Origin of the sequence: Mycobacterium aquaticum (assembly GCF_002086485.1) — a bacterium.
Lineage (GTDB): Bacteria > Actinomycetota > Actinomycetes > Mycobacteriales > Mycobacteriaceae > Mycobacterium > Mycobacterium aquaticum.
In genome coordinates this window covers 15948-33184 of record NZ_MVHF01000052.1, presented here as the reverse complement: position 1 = coordinate 33184, position 17237 = coordinate 15948, and the positions used below count along the sequence as shown (strand labels likewise).

The 17237-nt window shown below is 67.8% G+C and carries 15 protein-coding genes; 2 read left to right on the top strand and 13 right to left on the bottom strand.

The window, feature by feature from the left end; translation table 11 throughout:
* Positions 1-166: 166 nt before the first annotated feature.
* The 9 genes from culp6 to glf form a co-directional block, all read right to left on the bottom strand.
* Positions 167-1177, bottom strand: a complete 1011-nt coding sequence (gene culp6, locus BST13_RS32705) for a carboxylesterase Culp6 (RefSeq protein WP_083169562.1) — start codon at positions 1175-1177, stop codon at positions 167-169.
* Between the two features lie 8 nt (positions 1178-1185).
* Positions 1186-1641 (bottom strand): DUF732 domain-containing protein, encoded by a 456-nt coding sequence (locus BST13_RS32700; RefSeq protein WP_083169560.1) that lies wholly within the window; start codon positions 1639-1641, stop codon positions 1186-1188.
* Between the two features lie 55 nt (positions 1642-1696).
* Positions 1697-2599 carry an alpha/beta hydrolase-fold protein gene (locus BST13_RS32695; RefSeq protein ID WP_083169558.1) on the bottom strand — a complete coding sequence of 301 codons (903 nt, stop codon included), beginning with the start codon at positions 2597-2599 and terminating at the stop codon, positions 1697-1699.
* A gap of 248 nt (positions 2600-2847) precedes the next feature.
* Complete coding sequence (locus tag BST13_RS32690; protein ID WP_064946002.1) at positions 2848-3855, bottom strand: esterase family protein; 1008 nt, start codon at positions 3853-3855, stop codon at positions 2848-2850.
* Between the two features lie 300 nt (positions 3856-4155).
* Positions 4156-6159 carry a terminal beta-(1->2)-arabinofuranosyltransferase gene (gene aftB, locus BST13_RS32685; RefSeq protein WP_281254779.1) on the bottom strand — a complete coding sequence of 668 codons (2004 nt, stop codon included), beginning with the start codon at positions 6157-6159 and terminating at the stop codon, positions 4156-4158.
* Positions 6160-6187: 28 nt separating this feature from the next.
* Complete coding sequence (locus tag BST13_RS32680) at positions 6188-7105, bottom strand: decaprenyl-phosphate phosphoribosyltransferase (RefSeq protein ID WP_083169557.1); 918 nt, start codon at positions 7103-7105, stop codon at positions 6188-6190.
* Between the two features lie 21 nt (positions 7106-7126).
* Complete coding sequence (locus BST13_RS32675; protein ID WP_083169556.1) at positions 7127-7657, bottom strand: phosphatase PAP2 family protein; 531 nt, start codon at positions 7655-7657, stop codon at positions 7127-7129.
* A 1-nt stretch (position 7658) separates the two neighbouring features.
* On the bottom strand, positions 7659-9596 hold the full coding sequence (locus BST13_RS32670) for a glycosyltransferase (protein WP_083169555.1): 1938 nt from the start codon (positions 9594-9596) through the stop codon (positions 7659-7661).
* Positions 9593-10837 carry a UDP-galactopyranose mutase gene (gene glf / locus BST13_RS32665; protein WP_083169554.1) on the bottom strand — a complete coding sequence of 415 codons (1245 nt, stop codon included), beginning with the start codon at positions 10835-10837 and terminating at the stop codon, positions 9593-9595. Before glf ends, BST13_RS32670 begins: the two co-directional genes overlap by 4 nt.
* 213 nt (positions 10838-11050) lie before the next feature.
* On the opposite strand from glf, the gene BST13_RS32660 reads away from it, so the two are divergent.
* Both BST13_RS32660 and BST13_RS32655 read left to right on the top strand, forming a co-directional pair.
* The gene (locus BST13_RS32660; RefSeq protein WP_083169553.1) at positions 11051-12055 is read left to right on the top strand and encodes a hypothetical protein; all 1005 of its coding nucleotides are present in this window, start codon (positions 11051-11053) and stop codon (positions 12053-12055) included.
* Positions 12056-12189: 134 nt separating this feature from the next.
* Positions 12190-13788, top strand: coding sequence for an N-acetylmuramoyl-L-alanine amidase (locus BST13_RS32655; RefSeq protein WP_083169551.1), 1599 nt, complete (start codon positions 12190-12192; stop codon positions 13786-13788).
* Here the strand turns inward: BST13_RS32655 and BST13_RS32650 are convergent.
* The 4 genes from BST13_RS32650 to BST13_RS32635 are packed head-to-tail and all read right to left on the bottom strand — an operon-like array spanning position 13785 to position 17215.
* Entirely contained in the window at positions 13785-14615 is an 831-nt protein-coding gene (locus BST13_RS32650; RefSeq protein WP_083169550.1) for a Cof-type HAD-IIB family hydrolase, read from the bottom strand. The two genes, BST13_RS32655 and BST13_RS32650, sit on opposite strands and share 4 nt — an antisense overlap.
* On the bottom strand, positions 14615-15373 hold the full coding sequence (locus BST13_RS32645; protein ID WP_083169548.1) for a lysophospholipid acyltransferase family protein: 759 nt from the start codon (positions 15371-15373) through the stop codon (positions 14615-14617). Before BST13_RS32645 ends, BST13_RS32650 begins: the two co-directional genes overlap by 1 nt.
* Positions 15374-15379: 6 nt before the next feature.
* Positions 15380-16174, bottom strand: a complete 795-nt coding sequence (locus BST13_RS32640; RefSeq protein ID WP_083169546.1) for a lysophospholipid acyltransferase family protein — start codon at positions 16172-16174, stop codon at positions 15380-15382.
* 42 nt (positions 16175-16216) lie between these two features.
* Positions 16217-17215 (bottom strand): alpha/beta hydrolase family protein, encoded by a 999-nt coding sequence (locus BST13_RS32635; RefSeq protein ID WP_425437083.1) that lies wholly within the window; start codon positions 17213-17215, stop codon positions 16217-16219.
* Positions 17216-17237 lie beyond the last annotated feature (22 nt).

Sequence of the window (17237 nt, the reverse complement as noted above, 5' to 3'; positions counted from 1 at the left end):
CATTCACGGTGCGCCTCAGCCAGTCCACCGGCCGCGCGTACCCAAACCCCGAAGATCGTACGCGCGATCGGACTCGCGACTCACCTACGTGAAGCCCTTACTTTTCTCTTAATATTAAGGGAGTTCAGCTGTCCCATCCAAATCCGGCACGCTCGTGGCCGAACCGTTATCCATGCGCCGGATGCGGCGCATTCTCGATGAGGTTCTGCGCCCACGCCAGCGTCCACTGCGTGGCCGTCTGACCATTGAGAACCCAGAACTGCGGAGTGTTGTAGAGGGCGTGGACCGGACCAGCGGCGCTACCTGACAAGGTCTCCAGCGTGGCAGGCAGGTTGACGATCGAGAACGCCTCCTGCGGGGCCGAACAGATCAGATCCCCCGTGCCACAGATCTCATTGGCGCGGTCGTTGAGTGCGCCGAACCCGCCCGGGCGAGGTCCCGTCATCGTCAAACCCAGCGCCGACAGCGTCGGCACCTCGTGCAAGGTCACTTCGGCGCCCTGGCCGACGGGGTTGGGGCCGACGTCCTGGCCCACACCCATCTGTCGGCGCCCGTCGGCGATCAAGGTCACCCCGAGCACCAGGTCCTCGTCCACCGGACCGCGACCGTTGCCGATGTCGCTGGCGATGTCGCCGCCGATCACCGCGCCCTGCGAGAAGCCCATGATCACGTAGCTGGTCAGCGGGCAGCGGTTGTTCATGTCCGTCAGCGCCTTGACCGCGACCCGCGTGCCCTCGGCCCGGCTGTCGTTGTAGGACATCTGCTTGTCCGCGGCGAACGGATTGTGGAACTGCGCGGTGTAGGGAACCGTGTAGATCTCCATGCGCGAGTTGTCGAACTGCGCGCGCAGCGGATTGGTCACGTTGAGCAGCAGAGCCAAGGGGAACTGCACCGGGTTGGCCGGGTCCAGCTGCACCGAGGACTCCCAGGTGCCCGGGATCGACAACACGAAAACGTCCGGGCAGTCGGCGCTCTGGAACGCCGGACGCGGTTTACGCGTCGTCGGCGGCACCTGCACCCCGGGGGACGGCTGGGCGCTGGGCGGGGCCGACGGCGTCTCCGGCCTGCGCATCACGATCACCACGATCGCCACCACCAGCACCACGACAAGTGCCATCGCACCGGCAGCGATGAGGGCCAGGATGCGATGCCGCTTCCGTCGAGAATTTTTCGCCATGTCTCCTGCTAGCAGAGTTGTTCGGTTGCGATGCGGATGTAATCGGAGGCCGCGGCGGCGACTTCACCGTTGGATTCGTCCCCGACTGACGCGCTGCCGTCCACCACGTGGTTGGCGCGCACATCGCTGCGCACCAGAGGTAGCACAAGATCCCACACCGCCTGATCATTCTGCTTCGCGGCCCGCGCCTGACAGACGTAAGACCCGATGGTCAGGGCTTGAAGATCGCTCGACGGCTTCACGCCCGCAGCGGCCAACGCGTCGAGGTAGGACCGCTGCTGGGCGTTGACGGCCGGGGCGGTCGGTACCGACACGAGGTCACCCGACTGGGCGTGTGCGTCGTTGATCTGCGATGTCGGCAACGCCAGAGGTTCCATCATGTCGCTGCCCGCGCCACAGCCGGTCAGCAACGACGAAGCGGACACCGCGAGAACCAGGGTGGCCGACCGTACCGAGCGTTGCACGACTCCACGGTACCGGCTGCCAAAAGTTGCCCCGGTACAACCGAATTGGCCGCAGCTACTTGATGGTGGCCACCAGTTCACCAGACATCTGCGCAAGCTGCGGCGCCCAGCTGCCCCAGTCGTGCTGGCCGCCGCCCTGGAAGTCGAAGTGTCCGTTGCTGCCGCCCACGCCGCGGTAGTGCGAGTAGAACGCCCGGTTGCTGCCCTGGGCCTGGTCGCACACGCCGATCATCGCGGCCGGATCACTGCACGTCATGGTGTTGGGGGTGTACACCCACAGCCGGGTGTTGGCGTCGGCGAGCAGCTGCACGTGCACGTCGGGATCCCGCCACTTCCAGCGGCCGAGCTGCGGCGCGCCCCACATTCCGTAGCTGTCGACGCCGCCGTACTGCGCGAGCCCGGCCGTGATCGCGCCGTTGAGCGTGGTGGCCGACGGCGTCAGGAAGCCCGACAGCGAACCCGCGAACCGGAACCGGTCCGGGTGAAATGCGGCGAGCGTCACTGCCGCCGTCCCGCCCTGCGAGACACCGACGATGCCGTGTCCGCCCGGGGCCAGGCCCTTGTTGGCGGCCAGCCAGTTCGGCAGCTCATCGGCGAGGAAGGTCTCCCACTGCTTGCTACCGTCCTGCTCCCAGTTGGTGTAGAGGCTCCACGCGCCGCCCGCCGGGGCGGCCACCGAGATGCCGCGGCCAGCGAGCGTGCTCATGGCATGACCGGCGTTGACCCAGTTGCTCACGTCGGGAGCGGCGTTGAAGGCGTCGAGGAGGAACACCGCGTGCGGCCCACCGCCCTGGAACGCCACCGGGATGTCGCGGCCCATGGCCGCCGAGGGCACCATCAGGTACTCGACACCGTCTGCTCGGGCGGGGGCGCCGGAGAGGGCCGAGGTGGTCCACAGCCCGGCCGCCAGAACCGCGGCCAACAGGACCGCTCGCACGGCAATCAACCCATGCCTCATCCTCGAACCCCTCCTGTCGCCGGGAACTCCCGGAGAGCCATCGGACCCCATTGCTGAAAAGTGCCCCCGCACAGACCCCCGCGCACGCGAGGAGCACAGAACCCGTTGCGCACGCGAGGAGCACAGAACCCGTTGTAGTGAACCACATCGCACGCACAGGTGGCGATGGAAACGGCTGACGGCGGCGACCCCAGAGGATCGCCGCCGTCAGCGTCAATATCGTGTTCGGCCGCTACCGGCCCGCCTGATCAGGCGGTCGGAGTGGCACCCAGCACACGCTGCAGGTCAGGCTTCATGGCCTGCAGCTGCTGGCCCCAGTAGACCCACGCGTGGGTACCGCTCTGGGGGAAGTTGAACACCGCGTTCTGGCCACCAGCGGCGAGGTACTTCTCCTGGAAGGTGGTGTTGGTGCGGCACAGGAAGCCCTCGAGGAACTTCGCGGGGACGTCGGTGCCACCGGACTCGTTCGGCTTGCCGTTACCGCAGTAGATCCACAGGCGGGTGCCCTGGGCAGCGATCTTGCCGACGTTCACGGTCGGGTCGTTGGCCTTCCAGGCGTTGTTCGGATCGCCCGTCGAACCCCACATGTCGTCGGCCTTGTAGCCACCGGCGTCACCCATCGAGACGCTGATCAGCATGGGCCACCAGCCCTCGGACGGGTTCAAGGTGCCGGACAGGGAAGCGGCGTAGATGAACTGCTCGGGGTGGTTCATCGACAGGATCAGCGCGGACGAACCGGCCATCGACAGACCGACGATGGCGCTACCGGTCGGCTTGACCTGCCGGTTGGCCTGCAGCCATGCGGGCAGCTCCGAGCTCAGGAAGGTTTCCCACTTGTAGGTCTTGCAGCCGCCGTCCTTGCTGCCACACGCCGGCTTGTACCAGTCGGTGTAGAAGCTGGACTGGCCACCGACGGGCATCACGACGGAGATGCCGGAGTTCAGGAACCATTCGAACGTGGGGAGCTCGATGTCCCAGCCGTTCTGGTCGTCGCGTGCGCGCATACCGTCGAGCAGGTACAGCGCCGGAGCACCCGGGCCGCCGCTCTGGAACTCCACGCGGATGTCACGTCCCATCGCTGCCGACGGAACGTCGAGATACTCGACCGGCAGACCCGGGCGAGAGAAAGCCCCAGCAGTCGCCGAGCCACCCGCGACGCCTACCAGGCCAGGCAGCAGGGCCGCTGCCGCGACCGCAACCGTCAGCCGGCGCGACAGACCTGCCGCTGCGCCGCGCATCTTCCCAACGAACTTCATACCGCTCCCTATCTCATCTGTCGTATGCCGCACGTCAATTCAGCGGACGTAACCGGCTCACGTGCCCGTGTAGTCAACCACATCGAGGCCATTTTCTTCTTTTCAGCAGCTGTCTGCCCTGGTCACACTCAGTCGCCCAAAGTGCGATCAGGGCAGAACATCAGGCACACCGCAAGCGGACGCACGGGTGCCCGATTACGTATCGGGCCATGACGGCCTAGCGTTACCCAAACAGACCAACCCACTGACAGCCAAATCCCAGGTTTGTGGTCTATCGCCGCCGACGCGTCGCCGCGCAAACTACGGACCGGTTGCGGGCATGCCCGTGTACGGCGGCACCTTGGTCGGCGGCGGTTGCAGGCCACACCGGTTGATCTCGTACAACGGCACGCGGTCGATCCGGTACTTGGTGAATTCGTAGGCGTGCGTGAGGTTCGACAGGAACCGTCGCGGGCCCATCTCGCCGCGCAGAGAATTCAGCATCGAGTCGGTGTCCGGACACGTCAACGCCACCCCGGCTTCGGTGATCCAGTCCTCGTCCAGATACGGCGGGACATACGGGTGTTCCTTGAGGAACGGCCCCTCGGCAACCGCCCAGTCCGGGAACAGGTTCTTGTCGTGGCCGATGCGACCGTCGGTCAGGCGCCGCGTGTGCATCGCCAAGGGGTTTGCCAGCCCGATCTGATCGATGACCCGCACGTTGAGCCCGGTGTTCATGCTGACCATGCCGAGGTTGGTGAAAAACACTGTGTGCGGAGTTACCAGCGCCCTGCGCTCCGACGGCGTGAGGCCCGGCGGCGGCGGCAGGGCGGGCACCACATCCCACACGTCGTAGTTGCCCGACGGCAGCAGCAGGGCACCGTCGGGAGTGTTGTTGATGGCCGTGAGGACCGCCCGCATGCGCGGGTAGTCCAGGTAGTCCGCAGCGGTCAGCGGATGCGCGTGACCGGTGGCCTGCGAGTAGAAGCGCCGCTCGTCGACGATGCCGGAATAGGTGACCCGCGTGGCGTCGGCGCCGAGCCCCGGTGAGTTGGCCGCCCAGATCGACCAGCCGACGACCGCGGCCCACAGCACGCTGGTGGCGGCGGCCAACAGATAACCGGTCTCCCGGGTGAACTTCGTGCCGTCGGGCAGCACCACCGGGATCACCGCGACCGGGGCCAGCATGCAGAACACCGGAGCCAGCAGCACCCGGCCGTGCATGAAGTCACCGCCTTGGCGCACCCAGTACACCGCCTGCAGGAACCCGCTGGCCACCATGAAAATGACGATGGCGGGCGGACTTTGGATCGTCCGCGGCAGCCAGCCGTAGCCCCGCGGCACCTGCCGCCGGACCCACCACGGACGAGTCCTGGTGGCCAACAACACCATTCCGAGCAGCACCAGCAGCACCGCAGGCACCCACAGCAGGTAGGGGTGATTGAAGTTGGTCAGGTAGACGAAGCCCTGGGCCCATTTGGACCCCGAGGCGTCCTTGGCCACCGCGGTGCCGGGCACCAGCAGGCCGTAGTAACCCATCCGGAAGATCTGGTAACCCACCGGCAGTAGCCCGCCCGCGACCACGATGAGCGTCCGGCGGCGCCAACCGCGCGCGGCCACCAGCATCATGACCAGCAGCCCGCCGCCGAGCAGCGCCAGCTCCGGGCGGATCAGCACGCTGAGCCCTGCGACGAACGCCAGCGAGCCCTCGAAGGCCGAACCCGTGATGTTCTGGTGCCCCCGCTGCTGATCGGGATGTGCCCGCAGCGCCTGCGACCAGCACACCATCATCCACCAGAGCAAGCCGAGATAAGCCAGCGCCAAACCACTTTCGAGCCCCGAGGTGGCGAAATCGCGGGCCGGCGGGATCGCGATGTAGACCAGCGCGCCTGCAGGCAGCAGCAGTGCGCGACGGCCCCGCAGGCTGGGCGCGTAGAGGCGGCCGGTACCCAGCATCACGAACACCACACCGAGCACGCTCAGCACCAGGGCCAGCACCAGCACCACGTACTCCAGCCGCAGCGGGCCGCCGATCCAGGCCCCGAGGGTCACCAGGTAGGTCCACGCCGTCGAGGTGTTGGCCTCGACGCGCTCGCCGGCATTGAAGACCGGTCCGTTGCCGGCCAACAGGTTTCGCACCGTGCGCAGCACGATCAGGCCGTCGTCGGCGATCCACCGGCGTTGCCAGGCGCCCCACCCGAACAGCCCGGCGACCACCACGACGCCGACCCACAGGCTGATCCGCACCGACAGGTGGTACGGGAACGCAGGCCAGTTCTCCAAACGCTCGCCCAGGCCCCCGGCCCGCCTGCGCAGGTCGGTCACGCCGGGCCACCGGCGGGCGTTGGTGGGGTCAGCTGAAAGCGATGGCAGCACCGATGGTCCCGATCCACGCCACAGCCAGCAGCTGCAGAACCCGGTCCCGCAGTGCGATCTCCTCGGGTTCGCCTGCGATGCCGCCATCGACGTCGACCGCGTAGCGCAGGATGGCGATGGTGAACGGGATCATCGAGATGGCGAACCACGACGAGCCGACCACCCGGTCACGCTCGAAGGCCCACAGTCCGTAGCAGACCACCACCGCGGTGGCCGCCAGCGTCCAGACGAAGCGCAGATACGTGGTGGTGTAGCTCTCCAGCGACTTGCGGATCTTGGCGCCGGTGCGTTCGGCCAGCTGCAGTTCGGCGTACCGCTTGCCCGATGCCATGAACAGTGACCCGAACGCCATGACGAGCAGGAACCACTGCGACAGCGGGATCCCGGTGGCCACACCACCGGCGATGGCGCGGATCAGGAATCCGGACGACACGATGCAGATGTCCAGCACCGCTTGGTGTTTCAGCCCGAAGCAGTACGCCAGCTGGATGGCCACGTAGATCGCCATCACCAGGGCCAGGTTCGGGGTCAGCGACCACGAGATGCCCAACGACGCCGCAGCGAGCACCACCGCCAGCAGGTAGGCCAGCCACTCCGGCACGACGCCTGCCGCGATCGGTCGGAACCGTTTGGTCGGGTGCGCCCGGTCCGCCTCGACGTCGCGGGCGTCGTTGATCAGGTAGATCGACGACGACGCCAGGCAGAACACCACGAACGCGATCGACACGTTGTAGGCCAGGTCGGCGTAGTTGTAGTGCACGCCGCCGCCCAGCGCCGCCATCGGCGCGGCCAGCACCAGCAGGTTCTTGACCCACTGGCGCGGGCGCATCGCCTTGATGGCACCGCTCACCACGTTCTTGGGCGGGCCGGAAGTCGGCTCGGCTTCCTCACTCATCCGGGCTGTGCTCATCGCTCATCAGTCTCCTTCGACCCCAGAATCCCGGTTCACCGCTGTACCGACCGCCTTCCCCACCAGGGCACCGACGGCCACGCCGGTGAGCACATCGGTCGGGTAGTGCACGCCGAGCACCAGCCGCGACAGCGCCATCGGCGGCACCAGGACCACGGGCAGCGGCAGACCGGTGGTCTGGGCCAGCAGCACCGCGGCCGCGGTGGTCGAGGTGGCGTGCGCGGACGGGAAACTCAGCCGGCTCGGGGTCCCCACGTTCACCGCGATGTCGGGGTGGTGTGGACGCTCACGGCGTACCACCCGCTTGATCACCACCGCAGCGGCGTGTGCCAGGAAGGCACCGGCGCCCACCGCAATCCAGGACCGACGCTTGGACGGCTGCACCAGCGCGCCCACCGTGGCCAGGCCGACCCAGCCCAGGCTGTGCTCACCGAAGTGGGACAGCGCGCGCGCCCCGGCGAGTACACCGGTGCGACCTGCCAGTGCCGACTGAACGGCTACCAGCACGGCGTCCTCGCCGCGCGGCGCGTCGGCCATCTCAGGCCTTCTCGCCGGATTCGGCGAGCAGCACGGTCTCCCACTTCTGGGTGCTCGACAGGGTCGGCAACGCATCGCGGTACACCTTGCGCATGCGGTCGAACTGGCGGGCTATCCGCAGCTGCTGACGCAGCGAAGCACGCAGCAGCGCAAACATTTTCGCGCGGTCACGCTGGCGGTAGACGACACCGCGGCCGTCGGCGGTGGTGACGGTGACACCGTCGACCATGCACAGCGAGAACCACCGGGCGTCCTGGGTCGCCACGTTGATCTGCGGCCGGACGTGGGTTTCGGGATCAGCCTCGCGCAGCTGGTTGGCGACGCCGCGGGCCAGCCGGACCGCGATGGCGGCCTTGGAGACCGGGATGCGGACCTTCTTGCGCTTGAGATCCGACGCGGGCGGCAGCGCGGTGGCACCGGGAAGCACGACGGCGTCCGGGTACTGCGAGCGCATCTTGCGGATGTCGGGCAGCGCCGACTCCAGGATCGAGAAGATGTGCTCCGGCCCGGCCAGGAAGTCCTCCATGGCCCGGTTCTGGATGGCGACCGTCGAATATTCAAGGCAGAGAAGGTGTTTGAAGGTTGCCTTGAGGTGGCTGGCGAGCAGGCCCCGAATGTCGCCGTCCCAGTGCATCGCGGCGATCACCAACCGGTTGCGCAGGTGGAAGTACGCCTGCCAGTCGATGGCATCGTCCTTGTCGCTCCAGGCCATGTGCCAGATCGCCGCGCCCGGCAGGGTGACCGTGCGGTAGCCGTGCTCGGCGGCGCGCAGCCCGTATTCGCAGTCGTCCCACTTGATGAACAACGGCAGCGGCTGGCCGACCTCTTCGGCCACCTGCCGCGGGATCATGCACATCCACCAGCCGTTGAAGTCGACGTCGATGCGGCGGTGCAGCAGCTTGCTGCGGTAGGCGTCGACGTCGTCGAGGGCGTACTTGGCGAAGTCGTGGTCGTATTCGGCGTTGGGCGCGGCCGACCACATGAAGTTCGAGCGGTCCACCACCTCGCCCATGATGTGCAGGTGCGATGGCTCCTGCAGGTTGAGCATCTGCCCGCCCACCAGCGTCGGCTCCTTGGCGAACCGGTTCATGGCCAGCGCGCGCAGGATCGAGTCCGGCTCGATGCGGATGTCGTCGTCCATGAACAGGATCTGCTCACAGTCGGTGTTCTTCAGCGCCTCGTACATCACGCGGCTGTATCCGCCGGAACCGCCGAGGTTCGGCTGGTTGTGAATCGAGAGCCGGTTGCCCAGCGCCGCAGCGGCTTCCTCGAATCCGGGATGGTCCTTGGCCTTGCTGGTGCCCTGATCGGACACGATGACCGCGCAGATCACCTCGTCGACGAGCGGGTCGGAGGTGAGTGCGGCCAGCGCGTTGACGCAGTCCGCGGGCCGGTTGAAGGTCGGGATGCCGACGGCGACATTGGCCCGGCCCGGGGCGGGACTCGGCGCGTACCAGCCCGCGCTGTGCACCGTCACCTTGGTGTCGGTGGTGATGTCGAACCAGATCCAGCCGCCGTCCTCGAACGGCGTCAGGTCGATCTCGAACTCGACGCTCGCGGGCTCATCGGAGTCGCCGCTGGAGACCGGTGCGCCGCCGACGGTGATGCGCGCGCCGGTGGCCTTGGAGCGGTACACGTCGACGCGCGCGCTGCCGGTCAACTCGACCCGCAGCACCACCGACGTCAGAGTCGACCAGCGCCGCCAGTAGCTGGCCGGAAACGCGTTGAAGTAGGTCGCGAACGAGATCCCGGATTCCGGGCCGATCTCCAGCGTCGTGCGGCTGGGCGCATGTGCCCGACGCGCGTTGGTCGGGTCCTCGTCGAGGTAGAGCTTGCGGACGTCGAGCGGCTCGCCCGGTCGCGGCAGGATCACGCGGGCCAGCAGACTGACGGCCCTGGATTCTCCGGCGTCGAGTGCGCCGGATGGGATGTCACTCATGCTTTGCTGCTTTCCTTCTCGGGTTCGGTGACGAGCGGCGCACCGTCGGCCAGATGCGGTGCCAGCGTGTTGTCATACATGCTCAGTGCGCTGGCGATGGCCATGTGCATGTCCAGGTATTGGTAGGTGCCCAGCCGGCCGCCGAAAAGCACCTTGGCCGAGGCTGTTTCGGCCTTGGCCAGGGCACGGTAGGTGGCCAGCAGAGCACGGTCGGCTTCGGTGTTGATCGGGTAGTACGGCTCGTCGTCGTTCTCGGCGAACCGGGAGTATTCACGCATGATCACGGTCTTGTCGGCCGGGTACACCCGCTCGGGGTGGAAGTGCCGGAACTCGTGGATGCGGGTGTAGGGCACGTCGGCGTCGTTGTAGTTCATGACGGCGGTGCCCTGGAAGTCTCCGGTGTCCAGCACATCGACCTCGAAATCGAGTGTGCGCCAACCCAACCGGCCTTCGGAATAGTCGAAGTAGCGGTCCAGCGGCCCGGTGTACACCACCGGCGCGTCGGGGTTCTGCGCCCGCAGGCCCTCGCGCACGTCGAACCAGTCGGTGTCGAGCACCACCTGGATACGGTCGTCGGCGGCCATCTTCTCCAGCCACGCGGTGTAGCCGTCGACCGGCAGCCCCTCGTAGGTGTCGTTGAAGTACCGGTTGTCGAACGTGTAGCGCACCGGCAGCCGGGTGATGTTCGCGGCGGGCAGTTCCTTGGGGTCGGTCTGCCACTGCTTGGCGGTGTAGTGCTTGACGAACGCCTCGTAGAGCGGGCGGCCGATCAGCGAGATGGCCTTTTCCTCTAGGTTCTGGGCGTCTTTGGTGTCGATCTCGGCGGCCTGCTCGGCGATCAGCGCCCTGGCCTCGTCCGGCGTGAAGTAGCGGCCGAAGAACTGGGACACCAGACCCAGGCCCATCGGGAACTGGTAGGCCTGCCCGTTGTGCAGGGCGAAGACCCGGTGCTGGTAATCGGTGAAGTCGGTGAAGTTCCTGACGTAGTCCCACACCCGTTGATTGGAGGTGTGGAACAAATGGGCACCGTACTTGTGGACTTCGATACCGGTCTGCGGTTCGGGTTCGGAATAGGCGTTACCGCCGATGTGCGGACGTCGCTCGATGACAAGTACGCGCTTGTCGAGTTGCGTCGCCACGCGCTCGGCGATCGTCAGACCGAAGAAACCGGAACCAACGACAAAGAGGTCGAAATGACCTGTGGGCTGGACCGCGCCGACCCGGGGAGATAAGGACGTCATCGGCAGCCAGGGTATCCGACCGGCCCGCTACAGCCCGAATTCGATAGCGGGCGTAGGTCGCAATTCGCTCACAATTCAATATCGTCACTCTAGACCCTTTAGTCACACCAGTACCATCGATCACGTTGGCACTCATGGGCTTCGCACGTTTCGTCCTTAGCTGCTGACAGACCTGAGCAGTACAGATATGCAGTCCAATTTGAGGAGACTTCCGTGCCGAACCGACGTCGACGCAAGCTCTCGACAGCCATGCGTGCAGTCGCTGCAGTGGCAGTCGCAAGTCCAGCAGCATTGGTTGCGGTCACCCAGCTTTCCCCTGAGCCTCAGCAGCGTGAATTCACCCAGGCCGCCATGATCACCGACCTGCCCACCGAGCTGATGTCCGCGCTGTCCCAGGGGCTCTCCCAGTTCGGCATCAACCTGCCGGGCGGGTTGCTCGGCGGCACGGGCGCGTCGCCGTCGCTCGCCTCGCCGACGCTGACCTCACCCGGCCTGGGCGCGCCCGGGCTCACCAGCCCTGGGCTCACCTCCCCCGGCCTCACCTCGCCTGGGCTCACCAGCCCCGGGCTGACCAATCCGGGCCTGACCAGCCCCGGCCTGACTGCGCCCGGTGGTGCCGGTCTGCCCGGTGCAACTCCGGGGGCGACGCCGAGCCTGACCGCACCAGGTGCGCTGACCGATCCCGCACTGAGCAACCCGGCCCTGAGCAACCCGGCTTTGACCAACCCGGCGGGCGCGCTGCCCGGTGGGCTGACCAATCCGGCCGGAGCCGTGCCCGGTGGCCTGACCAACCCGGCGGGCGCCGTGCCGGGCGGCCTGACCACGCCGAGCCTCGGCGCTCCCACCACCCCGGGCCTGACCACGCCCGGCCTGGGCACGGACCCGTCGCTCATGCCGATCTCCAACGGCGGCGCCCTGCCCGCCCCGGGTGAGGTGCCGATCGCCGGTGACCCGGGCCTTGGTGGCACCTACCCGATCCTCGGTGGCCCGCTGGGGAGCGACCCGTCGCTGAGTGCGATGCCCGCGACCAGCAGCACTGGCGGCGGTGGCCTCTTCGGCGACCTGTCCAGTGCCGCCCAACAGCTCGGCGCCGGCCAGGCGATCGATCTGCTCAAGGGCATGGTGATGCCGGCCATCACCTCGGCGATGAAACAGGGCATCCCTGCGGCCGCACCCGCGGTACCGGCACCGCCGGCTCCGCCGCTGCCCACGCCCTGACGGGCCGGGCAGGAAGCGCTTGTTACGAAACGGCACCGCAGAAGCCAGTGGAGGCTCTGCGGTGCCGTTGCGTGCACGCTGAGAATCGCGTGTCGAAACATTCGTAACAACAGACACATACGTAACATCAGTCCGTGCTGTCCCGCCGTACCGCGCCGCCACTGCTCTTCACTGCGCTCGCGGCAACGGTCGTCGTCCTCCCCTGGGCGATCGACGGGGTGCCCGGGGGCAACCACAACGACCCCGCACACGCTGGACCGGTGCTCACCCAGCAACCGTTGGACAATCTGCGGAGCGGCGACAGCGTCCGAGAGATCCATCAGGCCACCCCGTTCTCGATGGTCGCCCTGACCGCACAGGACCTCAGCGGTACCTCGGCCAAGATCCGGGCGCAGAAAGCCGACGGTTCCTGGGGACCGTGGTACCAGGCGGAGAACCTCGACGGCGTCGGCAATGAAGGCGGACCCGGACCGCGCGGCACCGAGCCGGTGTTCGTCGGGAAAACCACCACAGTGCAGATAGCCGTCACCCACGCTCTGCCTGCGAACCGGCCCCCCGGACCGCAGCAGCCCGGCCTCGGCTACCGGCCCGCGTCCGTCGAACAGCCCCTCCCCCAGACCGTCAACGCAGTCCTCATCGCCCCGCCGAGGGCCCCGGTGGACACCGGGCCGCTGCCCACCGCCGCCACTCCGCCCGGTGTGCCGCCCAACGTCATCACGCGCGCCCAGTGGGGCGCCGACGAGTCGATGCGATGCGGAAACCCGGTGTACGACAGGAACGTTCGCGCCGCCGTCGTGCATCACACGGCAGGCAGCAACGACTACGCACCGGAAGACTCGGCCGGGATCGTCCGGTCGATCTACGAGTACCACGCGCGCACGCTCGGCTGGTGCGACATCGCCTACAACGCGCTGGTGGACAAGTACGGCCAGGTGTTCGAGGGCCGGGCCGGCGGCATCAACCGGGCCGTCGAAGGCTCGCACACCGGCGGGTTCAACCGCGACACCTGGGGTGTGGCGATGATCGGCGACTTCAACGATGTACCGCCCACCGAGATTCAGCTGAACACGGTCGGACGGCTGCTGGGCTGGCGCCTGGGCCTCGATCACGTCGACCCCAAGGGCAGCGTGGTCCTCACCTCCGCAGGCGGCTCGTTCACCCACTTCCCGCTCGGCGCGACCCCGACCTTGCCGACGATCTTCACCCACCGCGACGTCGGCAACACCGAATGCCCGGGCAACGCGGCCTACGCCCAGATGGACCGCCTCCGCGACATCGCCGCCCGGTTCAACCAGCCGCCGGGCCCGGCGGACCTGGCCGAACAGATGCGGGGCGGCGCCATCTACGCACGCTGGGAATCCCTCGGCGCCTCGGGCGGGCTCCTCGGCAACCCGACTTCACCCGAGACCGCGGCGGCAGGGTCCGCCCGTTACGCCACCTTCGAGCGCGGCGCGATCTACTGGTCACCGGAGAGCGGCGCCCAGCCGGTGACCGGGGCCCTCTACGAAGCCTGGGGCTCGCTCGGCTTCGAACGCGGCATCCTCGGACTGCCGACCAGCGGCGAGATCCCCGAACCGCTGTGGATCGGGCAGAACTTCCAGCACGGCACACTGAACTTCGACCGCGAGAAGGGCACCGTGACGCGCGTGGTCGACGGGGTTCCGCAGGAACTCCCGCCTCCGCCTGCCGACCAGCAGCCAGTTCAGCTGGAGCGGTTCACCCCGATCACCTAACGATCGCCCCACCAGCGTTCCAACACCCGCGCCACCCCGTCGTCGGCGTTGGTGACGGTCACCTCGTCGGCCGCGGCCAGGGCGTCGGGGTGGGCGTTACCCATGGCCACGCCGCGCCCGGCCCAACTCAGCATCGGCACATCATTGGGCATGTCGCCGAACGCCACGACGTCGACGGCGCTGAGCCCGAGCGGGCCCGCGACCTGCTCCACCCCGGTGGCCTTGCTGATGCCCACCGGCACCACCTCGATCAGACCGTTGTTGGTCGAGTACGTGATGTCGCCGAGCAGACCCACATGCTCGACGAGCGCGGCGGCCATGTCGGAGCTGCGTGCCCCCGCCTTGCGGACAAGCAGCTTGACGGCGGGCTGGGACAACAGATCCTCGAGAGACACCTCAGTGTTGTCAGGGTTGAGCCACGCGTGCTCGTAACCCGGCGAGCTGACGAACTGCGGGGTGGCCGCATCGTGCGCCGAGACGCCCACCCGCTCGACCGCCAGGCCCGCACCCGGGATCACCCGGTTCGCGATCTCGGCGAGCTCACCGAGCGCGTCGGGCAGCAGCGTGTTCGCCGAGACGATCCGGTCGGTGGCCGGGTCGTAGATCACCGCGCCGTTGGCGCACACCGCGAGCGGCGCGAGCCCCAGGCCCTCGACGACGGGCGTGATCCAGCGCGGCGGCCGGCCCGTCGCCAGTACGAATACCGCGCCTGACGCGACGGCGGCCTGCACGGCTGCCCGCGTGCGCGGGGTCACCTTCTCGTCCTCGTCGAGCAGCGTTCCGTCAACGTCCGTGGCGATCAGCCCCGGCCTCGGATCGATCGCCATCAATTGTTTCCTGTCGCTTTACCCGCCCGCTTGCGCGCACGTTCGGCCAACTCGGCCTCGTCGAGGCGTTTGGCCTCCTGGAGCGTCGGCGCCGACCCACCCAGTCGGCGCGGCACCCAGTACTGTCCCGCGGGCGCCGGGTAGTCGTGCTGCACCCGGTCCAGAAGATCCGTCATCGTGGTGCGCAACCGTGCGTCCAGTTCCTCGACCGTGCCGGTCGGCGCCAGCGGTTGCCCCACCTCTACGGTGACGGGAAACTTCTTGCGCCCCAACGCCCTCGGATGGTCCTTGGTCCAAATCCGGTGCACGCCCCAGACGATCAGCGGCACGATCGGCACGTCGGCCTCCAACGCCATGCGCACCGCACCCGTCTTGAACTCCTTGAGTTCGAAGCTGCGGCTGATGGTGGCCTCCGGATATACGCCGACGAGCTCGCCGTGGCGCAACGATTGCACCGCGAGGGCATAGGCGCCCGCCCCCGCCTCGCGGTCCACGGGAATCGTCCCGGTGTGCCTGATCAGGAAATCGACCGGTCTCACCTGCTGCATCTCGGCCTTGATCATGAAGCGCATCCGGCGGCCGCGCTCGGTCGCGGCGAGGGCGGCGGGCAGGAAATCGACGTAGCTGGTGTGGTTGATCGCGACGACGGCGCCGCCCTTCGCCGGCAGATTCTCCACGCCGCGGAAGGTGATCCTGGTTCCGGTGGCCCGAACCGCCAGCTTGCCTGCGATTTCCAAACTTCGGAAAACGGGTTCCATCCGGACCTACCCCGACGCACCAGTCGGCTCGGCGGGCCCGGTCTGTTCTCCCAATGCGCGCCGCCTGGCCGCCTTCTCCGCGGCCTCCTCGGCATCCATGCGGTTGGCTTCGGCCAGCGACGGCGCGCCGCCGCCGAGGCGATGCGGCACCCAGAACTCGCCGGGAGGGTACGGCCCATACGCGTCCTGCACCTGCTCGAGCAGATGCTGCATCCGGGAATGCAGCAGGGCTGTCAGCTCGGCCGCGGGCAGCGTCGGCTGGATCGGCTCACCGACGGTGACGAAGATGGGCACCTTGGGCCGGTAGAGCTTCTTCGGATGCCCCTTGGTCCAGATTCGCTGAGCACCCCAGACGATGTGCGGAACGATCGGCACACCGGCCTGGATCGCCATCCGCGCGGCGCCGGACTTGAAGCCCTTGATCTCGAAGCTGCGGCTGATGGTCGCCTCGGGATACACCCCGACCAGCTCACCGGCCTTGAGGTACTCGACAGCCGCATCGTAGGAGGATGCACCGTTGTCGCGGTCCACCTCGATGTGGCGCAGGCTGCGCATGATCGGCCCGGTGATCTTGTTGTCGAACACCTCTTTTTTGGCCATGAACCGCACCTTGCGGCCCCGCTTCTGCTTATACGCAGGCAGGCCGGCGAAGGTGAAGTCGAAGTAACTGGTGTGGTTGATGGCCACCACCGCTCCGCCGGTGACGGGCAGGTTCTCCACCCCGGTCACAGTGAACTTCAGGCCCTGTAGCCGCCACGCCAGCCGGGCGAGCTGGATGACAGTCCCGTACACCGGTTCCACAGCCGCAAGCGTAGTGCGCAGCCCCGCAGGGCGGGTACGCGGTCACCCGCCGACCCTGGCGACGAAGTCCCGCTGCGCAGTCAGGGCGCCCGGGGTGTACAGCCGACGCGGAGCGAACACCGCCACGAGAGTGCTCAGGACGCCGCTGTTCTCGATCCAGGCAGGCACCAGCGAATGGGTGGCGTTGGGGTACCGCGCGATCTGCAGCAGGGCAGGCACCGGCAGATGCGAGCGATACCCCGCCTCGGTATCGGCGACGTCGACATTGACGTCCCGGCCGCCCAGCATGAGCAGGACCGGGATGCGTACCCGTGCGAGATCGGCCGAGGCATCGGAGGTGAAGTTGCGTTCGGCGAAACCCCACCGCTCTGCCGACATCCCGTCGGCCGCCCCGGCGGCGAGCGCCTCGGCATAGCCGGCGCCGCGGCGCAGCAGCTCGAGATTGCGTTCCCGGCGGCCCAGTGCCGCGTCGACCTCGACAGGGGTTGCGTGCGCGGCGGCCAACTCGGCCAGCAGGTTGTAACGGCCTTGCTGCAACCAGTTGATCGCCGGGGACACGGCGATCATGAAGCGCAGCCGCGGGTCAGCCGCTGCGACCTTGGGCATCACCCACCCGGCCTGGCTCGCGCCCCACAGCCCGACCCGGTCCGGGTCGATGTCGGGCAGCTGCCGTGCCCACGCGATGGCGTCGGCGGTCTCGCGGGCCCGGTCGTCCATGCTCTGCGCCAGCCAATTGCCGGGCGCGCCGTTGACCCCCGGCTTGTCCCACGCCAGTGAGGCATACCCGGCCTGCGCCAAGGCTTCCCAGATCGGTCGGTAGAAGGTCTCATGCGTGGCGTCCACAGGACCATCGCCGTGGACGAACACGACGAGTCCGAACGGGCCGTGGCCACGCTTCGGCAGAGCCAGCACACCTTGTAGCGGTTGCGCACCGCCGGTGATGGTCACCTGACGCTCGCGTAGCGCGTATTCGTTCTGGCCCACGATCCAGCCCGCCGACCCGGTGACGACGAGAAGCACCGCCAGCCCGATCCGCACCAACCGCCGTAATCGTTCATTCATG

Bases quoted from the DNA above. Each gene is read 5' to 3' on its own strand.
- BST13_RS32675 (WP_083169556.1), bottom strand. From the start codon at position 7,657: ATGGCCGACGCGCCGCGCGGCGAGGACGCCGTGCTGGTAGCCGTTCAG.
- BST13_RS32680 (WP_083169557.1), bottom strand. From the start codon at position 7,105: ATGAGTGAGGAAGCCGAGCCGACTTCCGGCCCGCCCAAGAACGTGGTG.
- BST13_RS32645 (WP_083169548.1), bottom strand. From the start codon at position 15,373: ATGGAACCCGTTTTCCGAAGTTTGGAAATCGCAGGCAAGCTGGCGGTT.
- culp6 (WP_083169562.1), bottom strand. From the start codon at position 1,177: ATGGCGAAAAATTCTCGACGGAAGCGGCATCGCATCCTGGCCCTCATC.
- BST13_RS32670 (WP_083169555.1), bottom strand. From the start codon at position 9,596: ATGAGTGACATCCCATCCGGCGCACTCGACGCCGGAGAATCCAGGGCC.
- BST13_RS32690 (WP_064946002.1), bottom strand. From the start codon at position 3,855: ATGAAGTTCGTTGGGAAGATGCGCGGCGCAGCGGCAGGTCTGTCGCGC.
- BST13_RS32695 (WP_083169558.1), bottom strand. From the start codon at position 2,599: ATGAGGCATGGGTTGATTGCCGTGCGAGCGGTCCTGTTGGCCGCGGTT.
- glf (WP_083169554.1), bottom strand. From the start codon at position 10,837: ATGACGTCCTTATCTCCCCGGGTCGGCGCGGTCCAGCCCACAGGTCAT.
- BST13_RS32650 (WP_083169550.1), bottom strand. From the start codon at position 14,615: ATGGCGATCGATCCGAGGCCGGGGCTGATCGCCACGGACGTTGACGGA.